This is a genomic window from Pseudonocardia yunnanensis (genome assembly GCF_039534065.1).
Taxonomy (GTDB): domain Bacteria; phylum Actinomycetota; class Actinomycetes; order Mycobacteriales; family Pseudonocardiaceae; genus Pseudonocardia; species Pseudonocardia yunnanensis.
The window spans coordinates 49,788-71,835 of record NZ_BAAAUS010000023.1; the positions used below are offsets into that span (position 1 = coordinate 49,788).

Sequence of the window (22,048 nt, forward strand, 5' to 3'; positions counted from 1 at the left end):
CTGTAACCCCCCGGCCATCGCCTGGGCGGGCACTGATGTGCCGCCGTTGGCCTAGGCCTCCGCAACAAGGTACGCCCTCCGTTCGACCGGTTGTCGCGGGTCCCGCACCCCGGCGGAGATCTCGCCCGGTTTGTGCCGTATGCGAGGAACGCGGCGAGGTGCGAGTACCGGTGGTCAGCGGCGGAGCAGGGTGTGCAGGTGGTCCAGGCTGGCTCGGACGTCGGTCAGCGGGCCTTCGCCGCGCGGCTCCTCGGTGAGGATCGTGTCCTGCTCGAGGACGTACCAACCGTCGTAGCCGTGCCCGCGCAGATGTCCGATGATCGCCTCGACGTCGACGTCACCCTGGCCGAGTGGGCGGTACATGCCCTGACCGACGGCCTCGGTGTAGGTGCGCCTGCCCGACTGCACCTGCCCGGCCAGGCGGGCGTCCACGTCCTTGAGATGGGTGTGGGCGATCCGGTGGGGCGCCTGGCGGGTGAGCTCGGCCGGATCGGTACCGCCGATGAGCAGATGGCCCGTGTCCAGGCACAGCGCGATCGAGGAGCCGTCGAGTACCCGCTGCACCTCCTCGCCGTTCTCGACCATCGTGCCGACGTGCGGGTGCAGCACCGCGCGAACGCCGTGCTCGGCGGCGAGATCCGTGAGCCGGTCCAGGTTGGTCAGCAGGGTGAGCCAGCCGGCGTCATCGAGGGTGGGGCGGGTGTCGTACCCGTCGAGACCGGAGACGGCCGAGAGCACCAGCACGTCCGACCCGGTCGCCGCGTAGGCCTGCAGCAGCTTCTCCACCTCGGGAACGGGGTCGTGGCCGGCCACGTGCAGCAACAGCGGCGTGAACCCGCCGACGGCGTGCAAGTGGTGGCGGGAGAGAACCTCGGCCATCGCGCCGGGCTCGGTCGGGAGGAAACCGTCGGGCCCCAGCTCCGTGGCGGCCATCCCCACGTCCCGCATCTCCGCGAGCACCCGCGAGGGTGGCAGCTGGTAACCCCACCCGGGCACCTCGCACACCCCCCAGGAGATGGGCGCCCCGGCGATCCTCTGGTCAGTCACTTCTGTGGTTCCTCCAGTTCGTACAGAACACCGTGGGGCGTCCGCTGTGGCTTCACGCCGACCGGGCGGCCCGACTCCCACGACCGTCGTGCCGCCCTGGCCAGGTCGAACGCGGCGAGCGCGTCGTGGCCCGTCACCCGGGGAGTGCCGCCATCGCGTACGCAGCGGCCGAACGCGTCGAGCTCGTCGGTGTAGGCCTCCGGGTAGCGCTCCTCGAAGTCGCGCGGCAGGTCGTGGGACGCGAGCCCGGGCGTGCGCCACTCGTAGTGGCGCCGCCCCGGCGCGTCGATCCGGACGGTCGCGGCGCTGCCCATCACCTCGGTGGAGCACTCGTAGCCGTACCGGGCCGAGCGGCTGTTGTCGATCACGCCGAGGGCGCCGTTCTCGAAGCGCAGCACGACGACGGCGGTGTCAATGTCGCCGAGCGCGGCGAACGCGGGGTCGGACGCCGCCCCGTGCGCGCTGACCTCCACGACCTCGCCGACCAGCCAGCGGGCCACGTCGAGGTCGTGCACGGTGACGTCGACGAAGAAGCCGCCCGAGCCGGTGAGGTACGCGGGCGGCGGGGAGGTCATGTCTCGCAACGACGTGCGGAACAGGGTGACCGCGCCCAGCTCGCCCGCCTGGATCCGCTGCGCGGCGGCCACCCAGTCGGGGTCGGAACGGCGGTGGAACCCCACCTGGAACAGCACGCCGGCCTGCGCGACGGCGTCGATCACGGCGAGCGTGGTGTCACGGTCCAGCGAGATCGGCTTCTCGCAGAAGATGTGCTTGCCCGCCGCGGCGGCGGCCACCGCCAGCTCCGCATGCGAGCCGGTGGAGGTGGCGATCGCCACGGCCTCGACATCCTCGTCGGCCAGCAGCTCGTCGAAGCTCGCCGTCCAGGGCACCTCGAGCTGTCCGGCGAGTTGCCGGGCGACCGCGGTGTCCGCGTCGTACAGGCACGCCAGGCGGGCCGAGGCGCAGCGCGACGCGAGGTTCCGCGCGTGGATCCGTCCCATCCGCCCGAGCCCGGCGAGCCCGACGCCGACGCGGCGGCTCATGCGCCGGTCACGGCGTGTCGGCCCAGGTACTCCTGCACCTTCTCCAGGTTGAAGCGCAGCGACTCGCGCGCCCGCTCCTCCCAGGCGAAGACGCACACCGTCGCGATCCCGTCGAACCCGACCTCGGCGAGTGTGGCGAAGAACAGGTCCCAGTCGACCTCGCCCTGCCCCACATCGAGATGCTGATGGATCCGTGCCGTCGACCCCGGCGGGTTCACGATGTAGCGCAGCCCGGACGAGCCGGTGTGGTCGAACGTGTCGGCGATGTGCAGCTGGGTGAGCAGCGGCCCGGCGTACCGCATGACGCCGGCGAGGTCGCCTCCCTGGTGGAACGTGTGCGGCGCGCAGTACAGGAACGAGACGAGCTCGTTGTCGATGCCGCGGATCAGGTCGACCGCGCCCCGCCCGTCCTCCATGAAGTCGTCGGGATGGGGCTCGAGCACGAGCCGCACGCCCTCCCGTTCGAAGATCGGGAGCAGTTCCTCCAGCGAGCGCCAGAACTGCGCCTCGCTCGCCGCCGCCTGCTCGGGGCGCCCGTTGAACTCGGAGTTCATGACGCCGCAGCCGAGGTCGACGGTGATCTGGATGGCCCGGCGCCAGTAGCGCACCGCGGCCTGCCGCTCGTCCTCGTCGGGGCCGGACCACTTGTAGAGCGGCAGCACCGAGGCGATCTCCACGCCGGCGCCTGCGAGCTCCTTGCGGAATGCGGCGATCGTCGCCCGGTCGGCCCGCGGGTGCACGAAGAACGGCAGGAAATCCTCTCGCGGGGACAGCTCGATGTGCTGGTAGCCGAGCTCCGCGACCAGCGCCGGCAGCTCCAGCAGCGGTGTCTTCCGCAGCATGTAGGGGTCGACCGCAAGTTTCACGGAGCGGGCTCCTTGTAGAGGTCCGGGCGCTGACGCAGCACCACCGGCACGCGGCCGCCGGAGTGCAGCGCAGCCAGGCCCGTCTCGCACCCGACCGTGGCCGCATAGCCGTCCCACGCGCTGGGACCGGTGGTGCCCCCGGCCGTGACGGCGTCGATCCAGGCCTGGAACTCGGTGTCGAACGCGCGGACGAAGCGCTCCCGCCAGTGGGCCGGCACGGGGCCGCTGACCCGTCCGGCGGTCTTGACCAGGGCGCCCGCGCTCTCCGACAGCTCGACGGTGCCGTCCTCGCAGACCACCTCGCCGCGGATGTCGTAGCCGAAGCCCGCGTTCACCATGGCCTCGACGTCCACGACCACGCCGCCCGCCATCTCCAGCAGCACGAGCAGCGGATCGTTGAAGCCGGCCGCGGCCTTGCTGCTCACCCGTGGCTTGAGCACGGTGATGGCGGCGATCTCGTCGTCGAACATCCACCGTGCGACGTCGATGTCGTGCACGGTGCTGTCGTTGATGATCATGTCGCTGGTGTAGTGCGACGGCACCGACGGGTTGCGGTGCGCGGCGTGCATCAGCAGCGGCAGCCCGATCTCGCCGCTGGTCACCACCTGCTTCATGGCCCGGTACTGCTCGTCGTAGCGCCGCATGAAGCCGACCATGACCATCCGCCGACCCGCCGCGACCTCGGCGTCGACGATCCGGGCGCAGGCCTCCTCGGTGGTCGCGAGGGGCTTCTCGCAGAAGACCTGCTTGCCCGCCTCGATGCAGGCCAGGACGTACTCCTCGTGCGTCGGGCCCCAGGACGTGACGACCACCGCGTCAACGTCCGGATCGGCGATGAGGTCCTGCCCGCTGGCGTGCAGCGCGGCGCGCGGGAGGTCGTCCGCGACCGTCCGCGCGCGGTCGAGATCCACGTCGGTGACCGCCGCGACCCGCGCCCCGGACAGGACGTGGGTGAGCCGTCTGATGTGGTCCTGCCCGATCATGCCCACGCCGATGACGCCGACGCCTAGAGTCACGTCGCTTCCTCTCCTGATGTGTGGAATGCGCTGGTCAGCGCTCGAGCTCGTGGGAGAGCTCGGCGAGCTCCTGCCCGCCCGCCATCTCCGCGGCGAGCTCGTCGAGGGTCACCTCGGCGCGTTTCTTGTCCAAGACGCAGCGACCGAGCTTCAGGATGCAGAAGTGGTCGCCCACCATGAACGCGTGATGCGGGTTGTGGGTGATGAACACGACGCCGAGGCCGGCGTCGCGAGCCGCCGCCGTGTACTTGAGCACCACACCCGACTGCTTGACGCCGAGCGCCGCCGTCGGCTCGTCGAGGATGAGCACGCGCGCGCCGAAGTACACGGCCCGCGCGATCGCGACGCACTGGCGCTGACCGCCCGACAACGTCCCGATGGGCTGGTTGATGTCCTTGACGTGGATGCCCATCTTCCCGAGCTCGGTGTCGGCGATCTCCCGCATCCCCTTGATGTCCAGCGGGGCGAGCGGGTATTTGCCCTTGCGGATCTCCGACCCCAGGAAGAAGTTCCGCCACACCTCCATCAGCCCGACGACGGCCAGGTCCTGGTAGACGGTGGCGATGCCGTGGTCGAGCGACTCGCGCGGTGAGGAGAAATGCATCACGGTGCCGTCGACCTTGACCACGCCCTCGGTGTGCGGGTGCAGCCCGGAGATGATCTTGATCAGCGTCGACTTCCCGGCGCCGTTGTCCCCGAGGACGCAGGTCACCTCGCCGGCGTTGACCGTCAGGTTGATGTCCTCCAGCGCCCGGATGGCTCCGTACGCCTTACCCACGCCTGCCATCTCGACGAGCGGGGTGCCCGCCTTCAGGTTCGCTGCCGCGTGCTCGGCGATCGTGTCGGTCATGGCCGCCCTCACTTCCTCGTCAGCGCGTAGTTCTTGACGTACAGGTTCACCAGCACGGCGAGCAGGAGCATCGCGCCGAGGAATGTGTAGAACCAGTTCGGATCGAACCCGGCGAAGACGATGCCCTGGGTCGTCATCCCGAAGATGAAGGCGCCGACTGCCGCGCCGATCACGGAGCCGTAACCACCAGTGAGCAGTGTGCCGCCCACGACCGCGGCGATGATGTAGATGAACTCGTTTCCGATTCCCAGGCCGGACTGCACCGACGAGAAGTTGAACAACAGGTGCATTCCGAGGAACCACCCCAGAACCGCGACCGCCATGAAGAGGCCGATCTTCACCTTTGCCACCGGCACACCCACCGCGCGGGCGCTTGCCGCGTTGCCACCGGAGGCGAAGATCCAGTTGCCGACGCGCGTCCGCAGCAGTACCCACGTCCCGATGGCGACGAACAGCAACCACCAGAGCACGGTGATCTTGACCGTCATGAAGCCGAGGTTGATGTCGGACGCGAAGATCGCGTGCGCCAGGCCGAAACCGTCCAGCTCCGAGATGTTGTCGCTGGCGACCGTGCCGGTCACGGCTTTCGTCACACCGAGGTTGACACCGCGGAGCATGAAGAACGTGGACAGGGTGATCAGGAAGCTCGGGATTCCCGTTCTGATCACCAGGTAGCCGTTGACGAACCCGATGGCCAGTGCGACCAGCAGGCTGATGAGCACACCTGCCCAGACGTTCAGGCTGAGCTGGTAGGTGATGAGGGCGGCCGTCAGTGCGCACGTCACCACGGAGACACCGGCCGAAAGGTCGAACTCACCGCCGATCATCAGCAGCGCCACACCCACCGCGACGATGCCGATCGTCGAACTCGCGTACAGGACGGTCGCGAAAGACGGAAACGTCCGGAATGGCGGGGCGATCGCGAAGAAGAAGATGAAGATGGCGATCGCCGCCGCCACCGCGCCGATCTCCGGGCGGGTGAGAATGCGCGCCATGAGCGACCGGGTGGGTCGCTGCGCGCCGTCTGTACCGGGACTTCTGGGCGGCTCTTTCGTCGCCACTGGGGTCGTCGTCATGGCTGCTCCAGGAGTTGCTGGGCCCGGGGGAGCCGGTCGACCGGCTTCCCCCGGGGGACGCGGTCAGCGCGTGTTGTTCTGGGTGTAGGGCAGGATCTGGTCGATGTTGCTCTTGTCGACGAAGGACGGGCCCGTGAGCACCGGCTTGCCGCCGCCGAGGTCGTTGCCGTTGGTCAGCTCGAACCACAGCCCCTCGACAGCCATATAACCCTGAACGTACGGCTGCTGGTCGACCGAGAAGTCGATCTTGCCGTCCTGGATCGCCTTGGCGGCGTCCTGGTTGAGGTCGAACGTGACGAGCTTCGCCGTGTTGCCCGAGTCGGCCTGGGCCTGCATCGCGGCCAACGCGATCGGGGCCCCGAGCGTGACGATGTGGGTGATCGACGGGTCCTGGCTGAGCTTCGCGCCGACCGTCTGCTGCACCGACGGCAGGTCAGCCCCGTTGACCTGCAGGTTCTCCGTGTTCGGGTACGCCTTCTTCACGCCGGCGCACCGCGTCTCGAGCGCGACCGAGCCCTGGGCCTGGATGATGCAGAGGGTCTTGCCGCCGTCGCCCTCCGCGGCTATCCGCTGACCGACCGACTGCCCGGCCAGGTCCTCGTCCGACCCGAAGTACATCTTCGCGCCGGCCTGCTTGTACTGGTCCAAGCCCTGGTTGAACGCGACGACCGGGATGCCGGCGTCGGCCGCCTTCTTCGCCACCGGGATCACGGCGTCGGCGCTGGACAGCGTCACGGCGATGCCGTCGACCTTGCTGTCGATCGCGTTCTGGACGAGCGTGGCCTGCTCGGGGCCCTGCTCGTTGTTCGAGTACTTGAGATCGATGCCGTGTACCCGGGCCGCCTCCTCGGCACCTGCCCGGATCTTGTCCCAGAACGTGTCGCCCGCCTGTTCGTGCGTGATCATCGCGATGGTGTAGGTGCGGCCACCGGAAGGGCCGCCGGCCTGTTCTGCCTGGTTCCTCGCCCCGCCCTGACTGCTGCACGCCGCCAGGGCGACACCGAGCGCCGCGATCACGGCCAGTTGCCGCATGGACTTCCGGGTACTCCTCATCGAGTTTCCTTCCAGTCACAGCCGGCGCCAGCGGCGGCTGAGGGTGGGTCAGTAGGGCCACCGCCGGACCGGGCCGAGACCGCAGCCGGCGAAGTAGCCGGCCGTGCGGGCGGCGATGGGCAGCGGGACGTGCGGCTCCACCGGGTATAGGTCCTGTTCCACCACGGTGTAGAGATCGGTGTCGAGCGCGGCGAGCGCGTCGAGCAGGGGTGGCATCGCCGGTTCCCCGTACGGCGGCTCGACCATCACGCCGAGCGGCACGGCCTCGGCGAGCGAGAGCTTCTCGGTGCGGACGCGGGCGCGGACAGCGGGATCGACCTGCTTGAGGTGCACGTACAGGATCCGCTCCGGGAACCGCCGGATGATCGCGACGTTGTCGCCGTCGCAGTAGGCGATGTGCCCGGTGTCGAGGCACAGGTTCACGTACTGCGGGTCGGTATCGGCGAGGAACCGCTCCACCCGCACCTGCGTGTCGACGTGGGTGTCGGCGTGCGGATGGAAGACCAGGTCGACGCCGAACTCCTCGTGCAGGAACTTCCCGAGCCGGTCGTAGCCGGTGGTGAGGTTCTTCCACTGCTCGGGATCGATGTCACCGGAATCGGTGGCCGCACCGGTGTGCATGTCGGTGTACTGCTCGGGCAGCAACACGAGGTGGCGTGCGCCGAGCGCGGTGAGCAGCCGCGACTCCTTGCTGCACGCCTCCACCGCCTCGTCCAGCGCGTCGGCCCCGCGGTGCAGCCCGGCGAAGATCGTGCCCCCGCAGAGCGTGAGGTTGCGGGCCTGCAACTCGTCGCGAAGCTGCCCGGGGTCCTGCGGCATGAACCCGGACGGGCCGAGCTCGGTGTGGGTGTAGCCGGCCTGCCCGATCTCGTCGAGGTACTGCTTCCAGTCCACCTGGTGTGGATCGGACGGGAACCACACGCCCCACGAGTCGGGGGCGGTGCCGAGGGTGAGCCTGTCCAGGGCAGCCATGATCAGGTCGCCGTCGGGAAGTGGTAGGAGGCGCCGGTCGCGGCTGTATCGATGCTCGCTCCGCGTTCGCTCCGCTCGGCCACGTGGGGCCACCGCGACGTGATGACCTTCGCCCGCGTGTAGAACGAGACGCCCTCGGGGCCGTGGACGTGCTTGTCTCCGAAGAGCGAGTCCTTCCAGCCGCCGAAGGAGTAGTACGCCATCGGCACGGGAATGGGCACGTTGATGCCGATCATCCCCACGTTCACCCCGCGCTGGAACCGCCGGGCCGCCTCTCCGCTGGAGGTGAAGATGGCGGTGCCGTTGCCGTACGGGTTGGCGTTGATCAGCGCGATCGCCTCGTCCACGGAGTCGGTGCGTACCACCGAGAGCACCGGGCCGAAGATCTCCTCCCGGTAGACGTCCATGTCGCGCCCGACGTTGTCGATCACCGTCGGGCCCACGAAGAAGCCGTTCTCGTAGCCGGGGACGGTGAGGCCGCGGCCGTCCACGGCGAGGGTGGCGCCCTGGTCGGCTCCGCTGCCGATCAGACCGACGATCCGGTCGCGGGCCGCGGCCGTGACCACGGGCCCCATCTCGCTGCCCGGGTCGCGTCCCGGCCCGACCTTCACGGCGCGGGCCTTCTCGCTCACGGCGGCGACGAGGTCGTCGGCGGCGGCACCGACGGCGACGGCCGCCGAGACGGCCATGCAGCGCTCACCGGCCGAACCGAACGCGGCCGCAACCAGGTGGTCCGCCGCGAAGTCCAGCGGGGCGTCCGGGAGGACCACGGCGTGGTTCTTCGCTCCGCCGAGCGCCTGCACGCGCTTGCCGTTCGCCGCCGCGCGCTCGTGGATGTAGCGCGCGATGGGCGTCGAGCCGACGAACGACACGGCGGCGACGTCCGGGTGGTCGAGCAGGGCGTCAACGGACTCCTTGTCGCCGTGCACGACGTTGAAGACGCCGTCGGGCAGCCCTGCCTCGGCCCACAGCTCCGCCACCAGCATCGACGCGCTCGGGTCGCGCTCGCTGGGCTTGAGCACGAACGTGTTGCCGCACGCGATCGCCACCGGGTGCATCCACATCGGCACCATCGCCGGGAAGTTGAACGGTGTGATCCCGGCGCAGACGCCGAGCGGCTGACGGAACGAGAAGACGTCCACGCCACCGGACACCTGGTCGGAGTACTCGCCCTTGAGCAGGGTGGGGATGCCGCAGGCGAACTCGACGACCTCCAGCCCGCGCTGCACCTCGCCGCGGGCGTCGGAGACGACCTTGCCGTGCTCGTCGGAGATGATCTCGGCGAGTTCCTGGGTGCGCGCGTTCACCAGCTCGCGGAACGCGAAGAGCACCTTCGTGCGGGTCGAGAGCGACGACTGCGACCACGTCTCGAACGCGGTGGCCGCCGTGGCGACGGCCGTGCCCACGTCGGCCGAGCTCGCCAGCGCCACCTCGGCCTGCTGCTCGCCCGTGGCCGGGTTCCACACCGGGCCGGTGCGGGTGGAGGTGCCGGGCTCCGGCTTGCCACCGATCCAGTGGGTGATTGTCCTCACGACGATCCCTCCTGGGAGCCGGGCACGCCGGACGGCCGCAGCAGGGGACGCTGCTCCGCCTTACGCGCCTCGTAGGTCTTACGGGCTTGCTTCGTGCTGTCGAGCTGGGCGACCTCGGACACCGGGACGTCCCACCAGCTCTCCGAGGACGGGACGGGCGCGAGCGGGTCGGTCTCGATGTGGATCGCCGTGGTGCGGGTGGACGCCCGGGACCGCGCCAGCGCGCCGCGGAACTCCTCGATCGTCCGCACCCGGATCACGTCGGCGCCGAGGCTCGCGGCGTTGGCGGCCAGGTCGACCGGGAGCACGTCGCCGTCGAGCTGTCCGGTCTCCGGGTTCCGGTAGCGGTACGCGGTGCCGAAGCGCTGCGAGCCCACCGACTCCGAGAGCGAGCCGATCGAGGCGAACCCACGGTTCTCCACGATGACGAGGTTGAGCTTGATCCCCTCGGACACCGCGGTGACCAGCTCCTGGGACATCATCAGGTAGGAACCGTCGCCGACCAGGGCGAACACCTCACGCTCCGGTGCGGCCATCTTGACCCCGAGCGCTCCGGCGATCTCGTAGCCCATGCAGGAGTAGGCGTACTCGACGTGGTACTGCTTCGAGTCGCGGGCCCGCCAGAGCATCTGCAGGTCACCGGGCATGGAGCCGGCCGCCTGCACCACGACGTCCCGCGCGTCCATCACCTCGTTGAGCGTGCCGAGCACCTCGGTCTGCGCCGGGAGCGGCTGGTGGCCCAGGTGCGCTGCCTCGTCGACCACCTGGTTCCAGCGCTCGGCGTGCTCGCGGTGGGCGGCGGTGTACGCCTCGTCCACGCGGTACCCCTCAACCGCGTCGACGAGTGCGTCCAGCGCCGCCCGCGCGTCGGCCACGACCATCGCGCCGGCGTGCTTCGCCGCGTCGAATGCCGCGATGTTGATGTTGACGAACCGGACGTCCGCGTGCTGGAACGCGGTGCGGGACGCCGTGGTGAAGTCGCTGTAGCGGGTGCCCACCCCGATCACGACGTCGGCGTCGCGGGCCAGCGCATTGGCCACGGGAGACCCGGTGGACCCGACGCCGCCGACGGCCTGCGGGTGCTCCCACAGCAGCGCGCCCTTGCCGGCCTGCGTGTCGGCGACGGGGATGCCGGTGGCCTCGGCGAACCGGCGCAGCGCCTCGGTGGCCTCGCTGTAGTGCACCCCGCCGCCCGCGACGAGCAGGGGGCAGCGGGCTGAGGAGATGATGTCGGCGGCCCGGGCCAGCGCGGCCGGCTCCGGCACCGGGCGCGGAATGTGCCAGACCCGCTTCTCGAACAGCTCATCGGGCCAGTCGTGCGCCTCGGCCTGCACGTCCTGCGGCAGCGCGATCGTCACCGCGCCGGTCTCGGCCGGGTCGGTGAGCACCCGCATCGCGCCGAGCAGCGCCGACGGGAGCTGCTCCGGGCGCCAGACCCGGTCGAAGAAGCGCGACAGCGGCCGGAACGCGTCGTTCACCGAGACGTCGTAGCCGAAGGGCTGCTCCAGCTCCTGCAGCACCGGGCTCGCCACACGCGTCGCGAAGATGTCGGACGGCAGCAGGAGCACGGGGATGCGGTTGGTGGTGGCCAGTGCCGCGCCGGTGAGCATGTTCGTCGACCCCGGCCCGATCGACGCCGTGCAGGCCATCGCCTGCAGCCGGTTGCGCATCCGCGAGTAGCCGACGGCGGAGTGCACCATGCCCTGCTCGTTGCGGGCCAGGTGGTAGGGAAGGTCGGCGCCCGTGCCGTCACCTTGGACGGACTCGAGCAGCGCCTGCGCGACGCCTGCCACGTTCCCGTGCCCGAAGATGCCGAAGCAGCCGGGGATCAGCCGCTGCTCGGTCCCGTCGCGCTCGCTGTACTGCGCGGCCAGGAACCGGACGAGCGCTTGGGCGACGGTCAACCGAATTGTCATCGCGAGCGCTCCTCGGTGGTCGTCAGCGGCAGCCGGGGGTCGATCTCCTGCTCGTCCCAGGTGCCGCGGATCCAGGCGTGGGCGGGGTCGTCGCAGATCAGCCAGGCCCGTTCCGGGCTCGGCCCGGCCATGACGTTGAGGTAGTAGAGGTCGTAGCCGGGTACAGCCATCGACGGCCCGTGCCAGCCGTGCGGGATGAGCACGGTGTCGCCGCTGCGGACCTCCGCGCACACGTCGATCTCGCGTCCCGGACCGGACGTGTAGACGCGCTGGTAGGCGATGCCCTCGCCCGCCGGGCCGGGCGCGACCTCGAAGTAGTAGACCTCCTCCAGCCGAGCCTCGCCCGCACGCTCCTCGTCGTGCTTGTGCGGGGGATAGGACGACCAGTTGGCGGCCGGGGTCAGTACCTCCACCGCGATCAGCTTGTCGGCGTCGAACGTCTCCGGGTTGCAGAAGTTGTTCACCTGCCGGCTGGCCTGCCCGGCCCCGCGCAGCTCGACGGAGACGCCGTCGGCCGGGCCGTAACGGGCGGTCAACCGGCGGGTGGCGCGGGCTCCAGGAAGTGCGAAGCGGCCGCCCGCCGCCGAGGAGACGGTCACCTGGGCGTCGCGGGGGACGTAGACGAAGTCCGTGACACGCGAGAACACCGTCTCGCGCCCGGCGACCTCGAAGCGCTCGCCGTCGGACTCGACCGTGCAGCTTCCGGAGAGCGGGAGGACGACCATCTCGTCCTCACCGGTGCCGAACGTGGCGGTGCCGCCCGACGGCAGTTCGAGCACGCGCAGGCTGCTGTAGCCCCAACCGGCGTTCTCCGGCGTGATGACGAGGGAGAACGTGTCGTCGCCTGTCTCGCCCCTGCGGACCACCGGGCCGACGGTGCGGGTCTCGCTCGCAAGCTCGCTCACGCCGCCTCCTCGCTGACGCTCGTCGGCCACGTTCGCGAAGCTGCTGTGTCCAATGGTTCGCTCGCAAGCTCGCTCACAGGAGGCTCACCGCCGCATCCACCGCGCCGGCGACATCGTCGTTCGGTGGATAGAGCAGGGAACGCCCGATCACCAGGCCCTGCACCGTGGGGAGGGCCAGCGCCTTGCTCCAGCTCGCGAAAGCGGCGTCCTGGTCCTCGGTCACCTCGCCACCGAGGATCAGCGCGGGCAGTGTGGTCGCGGCCATCGCCCGCTCCATCTCGTCGACGATCGGCACTTTCAGCCACGTGTATGCGGACGTCGGGCCCAGCCCCGCCGCCACGCACGTCGCGCGGATCATGGCTTCCGCCGTCAATTCGTTGCGGACGCGCCCGTCCACGCGGTGGGAGATGAAGGGCTCGACCATGGCCATCAGGCCGTGCTTCGCCAGCTCACCGATGGCCTTCGCACCGGCCTCCAGCGTGGCGGCCGTGCCCGGGTCCTCGGGGTCGATGCGGACGAGCATCTTGCCGCCCTCGAACCCGGTCGCGTCGAGGCTCTTCGCGTCGTAGGCGGTGAAGCGGTCGTCGATCTCGAACGTGGTGCCGGCCAGCCCGCCGCGGTTCATCGAACCGACCACGACCTTGTCGTCGAGGGCGCCGAGCAGCAGGAGGTCCTCGAGGATGTCCGGAGTGCCGAGCACCCCGTTCACGCCGGGACGGGACAGGGCGAGGCACAGCCGGTCGAGCAGGTCACGCCGATCGGCCATGGCCAGCGCACGGCCACCGGCCCGGAGCGCGCCGCGAGCCGGGTGGTCGGCGGCGATCATCATCAGCCTGCCGTGCTCGCCGAGAAGCGAGCCGGGCCTGCGGCGGCGGGCCGCGACCTCGGCCACGGACTGTGGCCTGCGCACGCGGCTGTCGATCAGGTCACGGAGCTGATCCTCACGCACCGATGACCTCCCGCAGCCCGGCCTCGACCTCATCGGTGGTGGGCATGGCGTCGGAGCAGGCGAGCCGGCCCGCGACGATCGCACCGGCGGCGTTGCAGAACCGCATCGCCCGTTCGAGATCCCACCGGGAGAGCAGGGCGTGGCACAGCGCGCCACCGAAGGCGTCGCCCGCTCCGAGGCCGTTCACCACCTCCACCGGCATCGGCGGCACCTGCACCTTGGTGGAGCCGTCCGACGCCAGCACGCCTGCCGGGCCCTGCTTGACGACGGCGAGCTCGACGCCTGCGTCGTGCAGTGCCTCCGCGGCGGCGTGTGGCTCGCTGACCCCGACCGCGGTCTCGCACTCGTCGAGGTTGCCGACGGCGACCGTCACGTGCGGCAGTGCCTCCTGCATCCACCGGCGGGCCTCCTCCCGGGAGGGCCAGAACATCGGCCGGTAGTCCAGGTCGAGAACGGTGATCCCGCGCCGGTTCCGCTCCCGCAGCGCGGCGAGGGTGGCACCGCGGCTCGGCTCCTGCGAGAGACCGGTGCCGGTCACCCAGAAGATGGCGGCCGCGCGCACGGCGTCCATGTCGAGCTCGTCGGTTCGGATCTCCAGGTCGGGAGCCTTGGGGAGGCGGTAGAAGTAGAGCGGGAAGTCGTCGGGCGGGAAGATCTCGCAGAACGTCACCGGGGTCGGCAGTTCGGGCACCGCCGTGACGTACCGGTCGTCCACGCCGTAGCCGCGCAGGGCGTCGTGCAGGAACTCTCCGAACGGGTCCTCCCCGGTCCTGGTGATCACCGCGCTGCGTCTGCCGTGGCGGGCCGCGGCGACCGCGACGTTCGACGCGCTTCCCCCCAGGTACTTGCCGAACGTCTGCACCTCGCGCAGCGAAACCCCGATCTGGAGCGGGTAGATGTCGACCCCGATCCGCCCCATGGTGAGCACCTCGAGGGCGCTCATGCGGTCGTTCCCGGCGTCATCGTCGCTGTCCTCCCGTTCGGGTCGTGGTCCGGGAGTGACCCGGAACACTCGGACAGATGTACTCTGACCCGCGAAACCTGTCAACACTTTGTCCTGACATAGAGGTCTTAAGGAGTGCTGAGGCGTGGAACGTTCGGCGCCAGGAAGCCTGGTCCCGGAGGTGGGTTTGGACCGGACCAGCCCGGTCCCGCTGTATTTCCAGGTGGCGAGCAGGGTGCAGCAGCTGATCGAGAGCGGGGAGATGCCGGTCGGCGGCCGGCTGGAGAACGAGCTGGAGCTGGCCGAGCGCCTCGGGGTCTCGCGACCCACGATCCGCCGGGCTGTGCAGTACCTCGTGGAGCGGGGCGTGCTCGTCCGCAAACGGGGTGCGGGCACGCAGATCGTCCACCCGAAGGTCCGCCGCCCCGTCGAGCTGACGAGCCTCTACGACGACCTCGCCAAGACGGGACAGAAGCCGCGCACCGAGGTGCAGACGCTCCGGGTGGGGCCCGCCCCCGACCACGTGGCGGAGGCCCTCGGTCTCGACGGCAACGCCCACGTGACATGGATCGAGCGGTTGCGGTTCGCCGACGGCGAGCCGCTCGCGATCATGCACAACGCCGTGCCGGTGGACGTGCTACCGCTGGGCCGCGCCGACCTCGAGGGGCACGGGCTCTACGAGCTGCTGCGGGCAGCGGGATACGCGCCACGCATGGCTAGCCAGGTGGTGGGGGCGAGAGTCGCCACCACGGCCGAGGCCAGGATGCTCGGCGACGTCAGAGGTGCGCCGCTGCTCACCATGACGCGCACGGCATGGGATGCGAGCGGTCAAGCGGTGGAGTACGGCTCACACATCTACCGCGCGACCCGCTATGCGTTCGAGCTCACGCTCTCGACGTGACGCACTACCGCTCCGCGTAGCCGTCGTGGCTCGGTCGGGCACATACCGGGTGCTCGACCGAACCACGGACAAGGCCCGAAGGCCCGGCGGTCAGCGGTACCGGCGGCTCGGGGCCTCGTCCTCGTCGTCCGCCTCGGGGGCGTACGGGTCGGCGTAGTCGTCCTCGTCACCACCACCGTTGCGAGGTGCCGCCGTCCCACTCCCGATCTCACGCTGCAGTGCGTCGAGATCCATGGTGGGGGAGCTGTACTTGAGCTCTCGGGCCACCTTCGTCTGCTTGGCCTTGGCTCGTCCGCGCCCCATGGCTGGTCCCCCTTACAACAGGGAAGGGGCGGCCGGATAGCTCGGCGGCCCCATTCACATCTCATCAATGTCCTGGTGACCACCGTACCTTGCGGACGGGCCGGTGTGCGATGTGGCACCGGTTGTGTGATTTCGGACGCCCCAGCTCGGTGGAACGCGAAGCGCCACGGACAGCCCACAGCATGACAAACCGGGGCGATGTTCGCAGGTCGAAGCCGCGGGGACGCTAGGCGTCGGCGTGGCGGTGCATCACGGGCTCCGTCAGCCGGCGCAGTGTGACGAACGCGGCAAGCGCGGCGACGCCACCCATCGCCAGCATCACGGGCAGGCCGGCCATCTCGGCGACCAGGCCGCCGAGGGCGGGCGCGGCCGCCGCCCCGACATAGTTCGCGGTGTTGGACACGGCCATCGCGGTGGCGGCCCGGTCCGGCGGCGCAAGCTCGCCCGCCGCGGTGAAGACGAGGCCGTTCCAGCTGATGGCGATCGCGGCCGCGGGCACCAGGATGGCGGCCAGCAGCGGCGCCGGGCCGGGTTCCAGCGCCGCAGCCAGACCGAACCCGACGGCGGACGCCAGCGCGATGATGCGCAGCGGTCCCAGCCTGCTCGCCACCCTGTCCGACCACAGGCCGTTGCCCAGCCGTCCCGCCGCCCCCAGCACCTGGGAGAGCGCCAGCAGGCCGCCCGCCAGGCCGAGGGACAGGCCCGCGCCGTCGTGCAGCACCTCGACGAGGAACACCGAGCCGAGGAATTGCGGCACGACCAGCAGCAGCCCGCTCAGACTGAGCCGGAGCAGCCGCCGGTCGGCCATTACGGCCAGGGTGCTCGTGGTCGGGCGGGTGCCACGGGCGGGCCGTCCGGGCGGCTCGCGCACCCAGATCGCCACCGCCGCCGCGGCGACGAGACACGTGAGGGCAAGAGCCACGAACACCGCGGGAACGCCCCACATGCGCGAGATCGGGGGCAGCGAGACCGCGGCGAGCGCCGTGCCGATGGGCACCGACGTCTGCCGGACGGCCATGGCCATGCCCCTGCGGGCGGTCGGGAACCAGGTGAGCACCGCCCGGCCGCTGGCGGCGTTCACGCTCGCGCCGGACGCCCCCGCGAGGAGGAGGAGCACACCGGCGACGACCGGGCTGCTCACGAGGGCCGTGCCGCCCAGTGCGGCGGCAGAGCCGAGCAGTCCGATGGTCATCACGCCGCGCTCGCCGAACCGGTCGGCCGCACCACCCCACGTGATCAGGGTGAGGACGAGACCGACCGAGATCGCGCCGATCAGCGTGCCGACGCCGGCCAGGCCGAGCCCGAAGTGGTCGCGAAGCGCTGGGGTGACGGCGGAGAGGCCCAGGAAGTAGGTGGCGGTGGCCGCTTGGGCGATGGTTCCCACCGCGAGCACGACCCACCGGTACCCGCTGCCCGTCCCCACGTGATCCGACCGTACGCGGGCGTCCCGCTGGTCAGGAGAGTCTTCCCACGATATGGACTGTGGGAAGCGGCACTGAGTGGACGTCCGCCCTGGTCAGCCCCGTAGTCCGCTCCTGATCTGGGCCGCGCGCCCGGGCGGGGGAGTGTCGTCCTCCGACGGCACCGAGGAGGGGTCGATCGCGGCCGGCGCGATCCGGTCGTCGACCCCGGCCAGCAGTTCGGCGTCCACCGGAACCGACCGTTTGACCAGGGCCAGCGCCACCGGACCGAGCTCGTGGTGCAGAGCAACCGTGCCCACCCGGCCGACCGGTCGGCCGTCGCGCACCACCGGGTCGCCGGGCACCGGCAGGCGCTCGTCACCCCCGTCGAGGTGCAGCAACACGAGCCGCCGCGGCGGGCGGCCGAGGTTCGCCACCCGCGCGACCGTCTCCTGGCCGCGGTAGCAGCCCTTCGTCAGGTGCACGGCCGAGCCGATCCAGCCCACCTCGTGGGGGATCGTGCGGTCGTCGGTGTCGACGTGCAGCCGGGGTCGCAGAGCCTCCACGCGCAGCGCCTCGAACGCCATGACGCCCGCAGGTCGCGCGCCGGCGGCCACGAGCCGCTCCCACCATGCGGACAAGGCGTCCCGCGGAATGAGCAGATCTGCCGCGTCGGGGCCCGGCCACGGCATCCGCCGCACCACGCCCCCGTCGGGCAGCGCCAGTGCGCCGTGCGACTCCGGAACCTCGATTCCCGCCGCCGCCAGCACGTCGGCAGTGGCCGGGCCGACGACGCTGAGAACCGCCAGCTCGTCGGTGGCGTCGCGTGGCTCGACCTTCGACCAGAACACCATCTTCTGGAGGTAGGCGAGCAGTTCGGGGACGTCACCGGGCTCGGTGTCGAGATAGACGGTGTCGCGGGTGTGTGCGACCACCATGTGGTGCAGCACGCGCCCGTTGATGTCGAGCACGAGCGCCTCGGTGCCGGTGTCGGCGGGCAGCTCGCTCACGTGCTGGGTGAGCAGCAGGTGCAGCCAGCTCAACCGGTCCTCGCCCGTGACGGCGATGACGCCGCGGTGCCCACGGTCGACCACCGCGGCCGTGCGGGCCATGGCCCGCTGCTCGGCCAGCGGATCGCCGCGGTGGGCGGGAACCTGGGGGTCGGAGTCGGCGCCGGGAAGCGTCTCCTCTTGCGCGTTCATGACAACTCCGAAGATGTCGGGCGGCAGTCGCTGCAGGTGCCGGACAGGGCGATGTGCGAGGCGTCGAGCTCGAAACCGATCTCGCGGCGCAGCCGCTCGGCGAGGTCGTCCATCAGGTCGGTGGCGGCTTCGGTGACGGTGCCGCAGGAGTGGCAGACCAGGTGGACGTGCTCGTGTTCCTGCTCGGAGTAGGTGGGTGCGCCGTGGCCGAGGTGCGTGTGGCGCACCAGCCCGATGCGCTCCATCAGATCCAGTGTGCGATAGATCGTGGTGATGTTGACCGCGGGCGCGGCCCGCTGAACCTGAGCGCAGATCTGCTCCGGCGTGGCGTGCCCGAGCTCACGTACGGCGTCGAGCACCAGTTGCCGTTGCGGGGTCATTCGGAGGCCACGCTGATGGAGCGTCCGGCGTAGCGCCGATGATCCGCCGGCGGGATCGAGCATCGACGGGGTGTCCATCAACTTGATGGTAGGCCGTCGGCGCTGTTGTGGTTTCGGACACCGCGCACTGTCGCGCCCGAACCGCCCACCCGGGGAGAGTCTCCGCTCCCGGTATACTCCGTAGGGGTGAACGGACAAGTCTGACCGCGACCATCTACCTACCCTCGGCGAAATGCAGGGTGACCATACGCTCGGGAGGGGCCGACGATGACGACTGACGCGGGAGCGCCTGGCGCCCCACGGTTCGATGTCGTCCTTCGCGGTTATGACCGCCGACAGGTGGACGAGCACGTGGCCCGTCTGCAGCGCCTCATCACCAGGATGCGGGCCGACCTGGAACTGGCGCGCAGCCAGCCCATCCCGGTCGTTCCGCAACAGGGCGCCGGGCACCCCGGGGCCGGCCAGCAGGTTCCGCCCGGTGCGAGGCCGCGCCCCACGCCGCGGCCGCGGCCCGGTGGGCCCGTGCCGCCCGGCGAGTCACCCGACATGATCGGCAGCTTCACCGATCGCATGCAGAGCATCCTGCAGGCCGCCGAGGACGAGGCCGCGGAGATCCGCAAGAAGGCCCACGCCGCCGCCCGCGCCGAGCAGGAGACCGTCCGGGCGCAGCTCGCCGACATGGTCCGCCAGCGCGACGCGGTGCTCGCCGAGCTCACCCGCATGCGTGGCCAACTCGAAGGCCTGCTCGCGGCGCCCACCGCTCGGATCACCCTTCCGCCCCGTGAGGGCGCCCCGGCCCCGGCGGCCCGGCAGCGCGACGGCTCCGGCGCGCCCAAGCCGGGCCCGGCGCCGGCGTCACCCACGGGCGGCCCGGCCTCCGGTGCCCGCACCGCCTCCCCATCGCCTGCCCCGGCCGGCCGCAGCTCCGGTGCGTCGCCGTCCGACGGTGGCCCTGCGCGTCCCGGTCAGGGTGGTGCGTCCCGCCCGCCCGCTGCCCCGGCTCGGAGCGGGTCGGCCCCGGGCGGGGGCGATCCATCGGCCAACCGGCCGGTCCGCCCCGACGCGCCCGCGAGCCCCAAGCCCGAGCAGGCTGCGGCGCAAGGAGAAGCGCGCAGCCCATCGCCCGCGGCCGCGCGCAGCGAGTCCGGCGCGAACGCCTCCTCCGGTGCCGATCGCGGCTCCTCCTCCCCTCCCTCGCAGGGCAAGACGGCGGCCCACCGCCTGCCGACCGGGGGCTATCAGGCGGTCGTGTCGTCCGTCGAGCAGTCCGGATCGATGCGTCCCAGCACCGAGCCGGAGCCGGAGCCGGGCGACCTGTTCCGTCCGGTCGCCGGCCGCCCTGGCGACGAACAGCAGGGCGCAGAACGCACCACCGCGGTGCCGCAGGTCCGCCCGGCCGAGAAGTCCGGGACGGCTCCGGTCACCGACGGTCAGGGGCGCACTAACGTCCCCGTGGACTCAACCGTCAAGGTGAATTCGGTTCGCCCTCCAGGGGGCCAGGACGCCGGCCGATTCGGCTCCCCGCCTGGGGCGCCACCAAATCGCGGTGAGCAGAAAAACCCACGGTCGGACGAGGCCAAGGACGGCCTGCGCGGCGATGGGGGCCCCGGTGCGGCGGGTAGTTCCGACCGCTCAGGACGATCTCCGTCTGCGTCACGCACAGGCTGACAACGATTGCGCACAGTGACCCGGTAAGGACTACCGTGCGCAGTCATGCAACTGCCCATGGCAAACGGGCTGGTCCCGGCGGGTGTGGCCGTGATGGTGGCCGTCGCGATCATCCTGCTGATCCTGGTCGCGTGGCGCCGCAGACGTCCCTTCGGCGCCGCGCCCTTGAGACACCCGAGCCTGAACGGCTGGCCCGGCGCCACCGCGCACCGCGCCGTCCGCTCCGAGCCGTCGCTGATGCCGTCGTCGCTCCTCGACCGGCCGAACCGTCAGGAGCCTGCGCCCCTCTTCGTGGCGCCGTCATTCGCGGCGGCGGAGGTCGCCGCAGCCACGGCTGCGCAGGCGGCGCAGCAGGCCACGACGGTGGCCGGAGGGCGACCCGATGCGCTGACGTCGTCGGACACCTTCACCCGAACCCCGGGGGCTGAGACCGCCGCCCGTCCGGCGGACCGGCCATCGGCCGAGGCATCCGCCGTCGTCGGGTTGGGCGCGGTCGGGGCGGACGCCCCGGACCTCGTCACAGGATTGGACGGCCTCGACGGCATCGACACCGTCGGTCGCACGGCATGGAAGCCGGCCAACGGCCAGGATCCGGCCGGGCGCACGGGTTCGGGCCGACGGTCCTCCCCTGCCGACACCTCAGGGTCCGGCCGCTCGGTGGCGGCGGCGGTCGCGCAGGCGTTCGCCGTGCGAGCCGCGGCGGCCAAGCGCAACGGGGTCGACCACCGCAGCGGTATCGACGACAAGATCAACGGGACCGACCAGGGCAACCGGATCGACCAGCGGTTGGGCAGCGTGGACCGGGACTCGTCCCCGTCGGACCCCGGGCCGTCGGACGCGTCGCCCCCGCCTCCGCCTGTCCCTTCCGCCCCGCCCACCCCGGCTCAGCCGTCCTCTGCACGGGCCGACATGCGGGCCGACGTACGGGACCGGCTGCTCGCCGTGCTCCTCGACGATCCGGCGCGAGCGGTCGGTGCCGCCGCCGAGCTGGAAGCGTGCCGCACCCAGCTTCAGGATGTGCTGCAGCGGCTGGTCGGCAGCGGCCTGCGCCCGGAGCAGCTCGCCCGGCTCGCCGGCCTCCCGGTCGACGAGGTGCGTGCCCTGGTGACTCCCGCCCCGCCCCTGAACTAGTGCCGAGGAAACGAGGTCGTCTTACCCGCCTCCGGGCAAGGAACCCCGTTTCCGCGACACTAGCGGCTTCACCCCGCGATGCGGCTCAGCCTGGCCGAGAGGTGCGGCTGCAGCGGATGTCCTTCCATCGCCCGCTCGTCGACGTAGGCGAGGTCGCCGCCCTCGACGAGCCCGTACAGCCGGTGCGAGGCCGACACCTCCTTGGCGGACGCCGTGCGCACCACCGCGTCGGTCTCGATCTCCCAGGACGTCAGGTTGCGGGCGCGGCCGTAGAAGATCTCACTGATCCCCGTGGCGTGTGTGATGAGCACCTCGAGCTCACCGTCCGGCTGTGGCCGCCAGAAGCCGACCTCCCGCGCCGCCGGCCGCAGCACCTCGCCGTCCGGCCCCAGCAGCCACGCCCGCGCCTCGTAGGACACGAACGGGCGCCCGTCGTGGGCGAAGACGAGCTGCTGCCCGTAGGCGTACGGCCCGTCGATCGTCGGATAGACGACTTCGCCCCCACCGCGCCACACACCGATCAGCGGGAGCAGGCCGAGGCACTGTTCATGCAGGTCGGGGCCTTCTCGTAGGTTGGCCGTGTCGTCCGGGATCGGTAGGTCGTCGAACCGCGGCCGGTTGCGGCGAGGGGAGTCGGGCGCGGCGTTGGCCGGCCCGGAGATCGTCTGCGGGGACTCGGCGTCCGGTCCAGTCACGGGCCGACCTCCCTGCTGACGTCCGGGATGCCCGGCTCCGTCGTGAAGAGCCGCCGGAGCAGGTAGCCGGTGAACCCGAGGATGCCGGCGCTCGCCGCGATCAGCAGGCCGGAGAAGAACCAGTTCACGGGCGGGCAGCCTAGTGCGTGCGACGCCGACCGGCCGGGCCCGCCACACGGGAAGAGCCCCGAGCCGCGAAC

At 71.1% G+C, this 22,048-nt stretch carries 22 protein-coding genes; 3 read left to right on the plus strand and 19 right to left on the minus strand.

Annotated elements, in window-relative coordinates:
• Positions 1-174: 174 nt before the first annotated feature.
• The 13 genes from ABD743_RS20015 to iolC form a co-directional block, all read right to left on the minus strand.
• A complete protein-coding gene (locus ABD743_RS20015; RefSeq protein ID WP_344723648.1) occupies positions 175-1,047 on the minus strand; it encodes a sugar phosphate isomerase/epimerase family protein in 873 nt (290 codons plus the stop codon).
• Positions 1,044-2,090, minus strand: a complete 1,047-nt coding sequence (locus tag ABD743_RS20020; RefSeq protein WP_344723649.1) for a Gfo/Idh/MocA family oxidoreductase — start codon at positions 2,088-2,090, stop codon at positions 1,044-1,046. The genes ABD743_RS20015 and ABD743_RS20020 overlap by 4 nt, the downstream gene beginning before the upstream one ends.
• Positions 2,087-2,956 carry a sugar phosphate isomerase/epimerase family protein gene (locus tag ABD743_RS20025; RefSeq protein ID WP_344723650.1) on the minus strand — a complete coding sequence of 290 codons (870 nt, stop codon included), beginning with the start codon at positions 2,954-2,956 and terminating at the stop codon, positions 2,087-2,089. Before ABD743_RS20025 ends, ABD743_RS20020 begins: the two co-directional genes overlap by 4 nt.
• On the minus strand, positions 2,953-3,972 hold the full coding sequence (locus ABD743_RS20030) for a Gfo/Idh/MocA family oxidoreductase (protein ID WP_344723651.1): 1,020 nt from the start codon (positions 3,970-3,972) through the stop codon (positions 2,953-2,955). The genes ABD743_RS20025 and ABD743_RS20030 overlap by 4 nt, the downstream gene beginning before the upstream one ends.
• A 34-nt stretch (positions 3,973-4,006) precedes the next feature.
• A complete protein-coding gene (locus ABD743_RS20035; RefSeq protein WP_344723652.1) occupies positions 4,007-4,822 on the minus strand; it encodes an ATP-binding cassette domain-containing protein in 816 nt (271 codons plus the stop codon).
• An 8-nt stretch (positions 4,823-4,830) separates the two neighbouring features.
• On the minus strand, positions 4,831-5,817 hold the full coding sequence (locus tag ABD743_RS20040; RefSeq protein WP_344723653.1) for an ABC transporter permease: 987 nt from the start codon (positions 5,815-5,817) through the stop codon (positions 4,831-4,833).
• Positions 5,818-5,961: 144 nt separating this feature from the next.
• The gene (locus ABD743_RS20045) at positions 5,962-6,951 is read right to left on the minus strand and encodes a substrate-binding domain-containing protein (protein WP_344723654.1); all 990 of its coding nucleotides are present in this window, start codon (positions 6,949-6,951) and stop codon (positions 5,962-5,964) included.
• 48 nt (positions 6,952-6,999) lie between these two features.
• On the minus strand, positions 7,000-7,923 hold the full coding sequence (locus ABD743_RS20050; protein ID WP_344723655.1) for a TIM barrel protein: 924 nt from the start codon (positions 7,921-7,923) through the stop codon (positions 7,000-7,002).
• Positions 7,924-7,925: 2 nt separating this feature from the next.
• Entirely contained in the window at positions 7,926-9,455 is a 1,530-nt protein-coding gene (locus ABD743_RS20055; RefSeq protein WP_344723656.1) for a CoA-acylating methylmalonate-semialdehyde dehydrogenase, read from the minus strand.
• Positions 9,452-11,371: a 3D-(3,5/4)-trihydroxycyclohexane-1,2-dione acylhydrolase (decyclizing) gene (gene iolD, locus ABD743_RS20060; protein WP_344723657.1), complete on the minus strand. Its 1,920-nt coding sequence runs from the start codon at positions 11,369-11,371 to the stop codon at positions 9,452-9,454. Before iolD ends, ABD743_RS20055 begins: the two co-directional genes overlap by 4 nt.
• Positions 11,368-12,276: a 5-deoxy-glucuronate isomerase gene (gene iolB, locus ABD743_RS20065; RefSeq protein WP_379659318.1), complete on the minus strand. Its 909-nt coding sequence runs from the start codon at positions 12,274-12,276 to the stop codon at positions 11,368-11,370. The genes iolD and iolB overlap by 4 nt, the downstream gene beginning before the upstream one ends.
• 73 nt (positions 12,277-12,349) lie before the next feature.
• Complete coding sequence (locus ABD743_RS20070; protein ID WP_379659319.1) at positions 12,350-13,225, minus strand: Cgl0159 family (beta/alpha)8-fold protein; 876 nt, start codon at positions 13,223-13,225, stop codon at positions 12,350-12,352.
• Positions 13,218-14,168 carry a 5-dehydro-2-deoxygluconokinase gene (iolC, locus tag ABD743_RS20075; protein WP_344723659.1) on the minus strand — a complete coding sequence of 317 codons (951 nt, stop codon included), beginning with the start codon at positions 14,166-14,168 and terminating at the stop codon, positions 13,218-13,220. Before iolC ends, ABD743_RS20070 begins: the two co-directional genes overlap by 8 nt.
• A gap of 145 nt (positions 14,169-14,313) precedes the next feature.
• On the opposite strand from iolC, the gene ABD743_RS20080 reads away from it, so the two are divergent.
• Positions 14,314-15,069, plus strand: a complete 756-nt coding sequence (locus tag ABD743_RS20080) for a GntR family transcriptional regulator (protein ID WP_344723660.1) — start codon at positions 14,314-14,316, stop codon at positions 15,067-15,069.
• A 90-nt stretch (positions 15,070-15,159) separates the two neighbouring features.
• Here ABD743_RS20080 and ABD743_RS20085 read toward each other — a convergent pair whose 3' ends face one another.
• The 4 genes from ABD743_RS20085 to ABD743_RS20100 all read right to left on the minus strand — a co-directional run bounded on the left by ABD743_RS20085 (position 15,160) and on the right by ABD743_RS20100 (position 18,432).
• Positions 15,160-15,372 carry a DUF3073 domain-containing protein gene (locus tag ABD743_RS20085; protein WP_241041888.1) on the minus strand — a complete coding sequence of 71 codons (213 nt, stop codon included), beginning with the start codon at positions 15,370-15,372 and terminating at the stop codon, positions 15,160-15,162.
• A gap of 226 nt (positions 15,373-15,598) precedes the next feature.
• On the minus strand, positions 15,599-16,795 hold the full coding sequence (locus ABD743_RS20090; RefSeq protein ID WP_344723661.1) for an MFS transporter: 1,197 nt from the start codon (positions 16,793-16,795) through the stop codon (positions 15,599-15,601).
• A 93-nt stretch (positions 16,796-16,888) separates the two neighbouring features.
• Entirely contained in the window at positions 16,889-17,974 is a 1,086-nt protein-coding gene (gene ygfZ, locus ABD743_RS20095) for a CAF17-like 4Fe-4S cluster assembly/insertion protein YgfZ (protein WP_344723662.1), read from the minus strand.
• On the minus strand, positions 17,971-18,432 hold the full coding sequence (locus tag ABD743_RS20100) for a Fur family transcriptional regulator (RefSeq protein ID WP_344723663.1): 462 nt from the start codon (positions 18,430-18,432) through the stop codon (positions 17,971-17,973). The genes ygfZ and ABD743_RS20100 overlap by 4 nt, the downstream gene beginning before the upstream one ends.
• A gap of 189 nt (positions 18,433-18,621) precedes the next feature.
• Here ABD743_RS20100 and ABD743_RS20105 point away from each other — a divergent pair, with 189 nt between their 5' ends.
• Entirely contained in the window at positions 18,622-20,022 is a 1,401-nt protein-coding gene (locus ABD743_RS20105) for a hypothetical protein (RefSeq protein WP_344723664.1), read from the plus strand.
• Positions 20,023-20,067: 45 nt separating this feature from the next.
• Entirely contained in the window at positions 20,068-21,153 is a 1,086-nt protein-coding gene (locus tag ABD743_RS20110) for a hypothetical protein (RefSeq protein ID WP_344723666.1), read from the plus strand.
• A gap of 68 nt (positions 21,154-21,221) precedes the next feature.
• Here the strand turns inward: ABD743_RS20110 and ABD743_RS20115 are convergent, their stop codons facing one another.
• Both ABD743_RS20115 and ABD743_RS20120 read right to left on the minus strand, forming a co-directional pair.
• Entirely contained in the window at positions 21,222-21,815 is a 594-nt protein-coding gene (locus ABD743_RS20115; protein ID WP_344723943.1) for a heme-binding beta-barrel domain-containing protein, read from the minus strand.
• A 29-nt stretch (positions 21,816-21,844) separates the two neighbouring features.
• Positions 21,845-21,976, minus strand: a complete 132-nt coding sequence (locus ABD743_RS20120) for a hypothetical protein (RefSeq protein WP_344723667.1) — start codon at positions 21,974-21,976, stop codon at positions 21,845-21,847.
• Positions 21,977-22,048 lie beyond the last annotated feature (72 nt).

What these genes read in the sequence shown, in the direction of transcription:
- ABD743_RS20020 (WP_344723649.1), bottom strand. Translation starts at nt 2,090, where the DNA reads ATGAGCCGCCGCGTCGGCGTCGGGCTCGCCGGGCTCGGGCGGATGGGA.
- ABD743_RS20035 (WP_344723652.1), bottom strand. Translation starts at nt 4,822, where the DNA reads ATGACCGACACGATCGCCGAGCACGCGGCAGCGAACCTGAAGGCGGGC.
- ABD743_RS20040 (WP_344723653.1), bottom strand. Translation starts at nt 5,817, where the DNA reads ATGGCGCGCATTCTCACCCGCCCGGAGATCGGCGCGGTGGCGGCGGCG.
- ABD743_RS20045 (WP_344723654.1), bottom strand. Translation starts at nt 6,951, where the DNA reads ATGAGGAGTACCCGGAAGTCCATGCGGCAACTGGCCGTGATCGCGGCG.
- ABD743_RS20050 (WP_344723655.1), bottom strand. Translation starts at nt 7,923, where the DNA reads ATGGCTGCCCTGGACAGGCTCACCCTCGGCACCGCCCCCGACTCGTGG.
- iolD (WP_344723657.1), bottom strand. Translation starts at nt 11,371, where the DNA reads ATGACAATTCGGTTGACCGTCGCCCAAGCGCTCGTCCGGTTCCTGGCC.
- iolC (WP_344723659.1), bottom strand. Translation starts at nt 14,168, where the DNA reads ATGAGCGCCCTCGAGGTGCTCACCATGGGGCGGATCGGGGTCGACATC.
- ABD743_RS20085 (WP_241041888.1), bottom strand. Translation starts at nt 15,372, where the DNA reads ATGGGGCGCGGACGAGCCAAGGCCAAGCAGACGAAGGTGGCCCGAGAG.
- ygfZ (WP_344723662.1), bottom strand. Translation starts at nt 17,974, where the DNA reads ATGAACGCGCAAGAGGAGACGCTTCCCGGCGCCGACTCCGACCCCCAG.
- ABD743_RS20100 (WP_344723663.1), bottom strand. Translation starts at nt 18,432, where the DNA reads ATGGACACCCCGTCGATGCTCGATCCCGCCGGCGGATCATCGGCGCTA.
- ABD743_RS20105 (WP_344723664.1), top strand. Translation starts at nt 18,622, where the DNA reads ATGACGACTGACGCGGGAGCGCCTGGCGCCCCACGGTTCGATGTCGTC.
- ABD743_RS20110 (WP_344723666.1), top strand. Translation starts at nt 20,068, where the DNA reads ATGCAACTGCCCATGGCAAACGGGCTGGTCCCGGCGGGTGTGGCCGTG.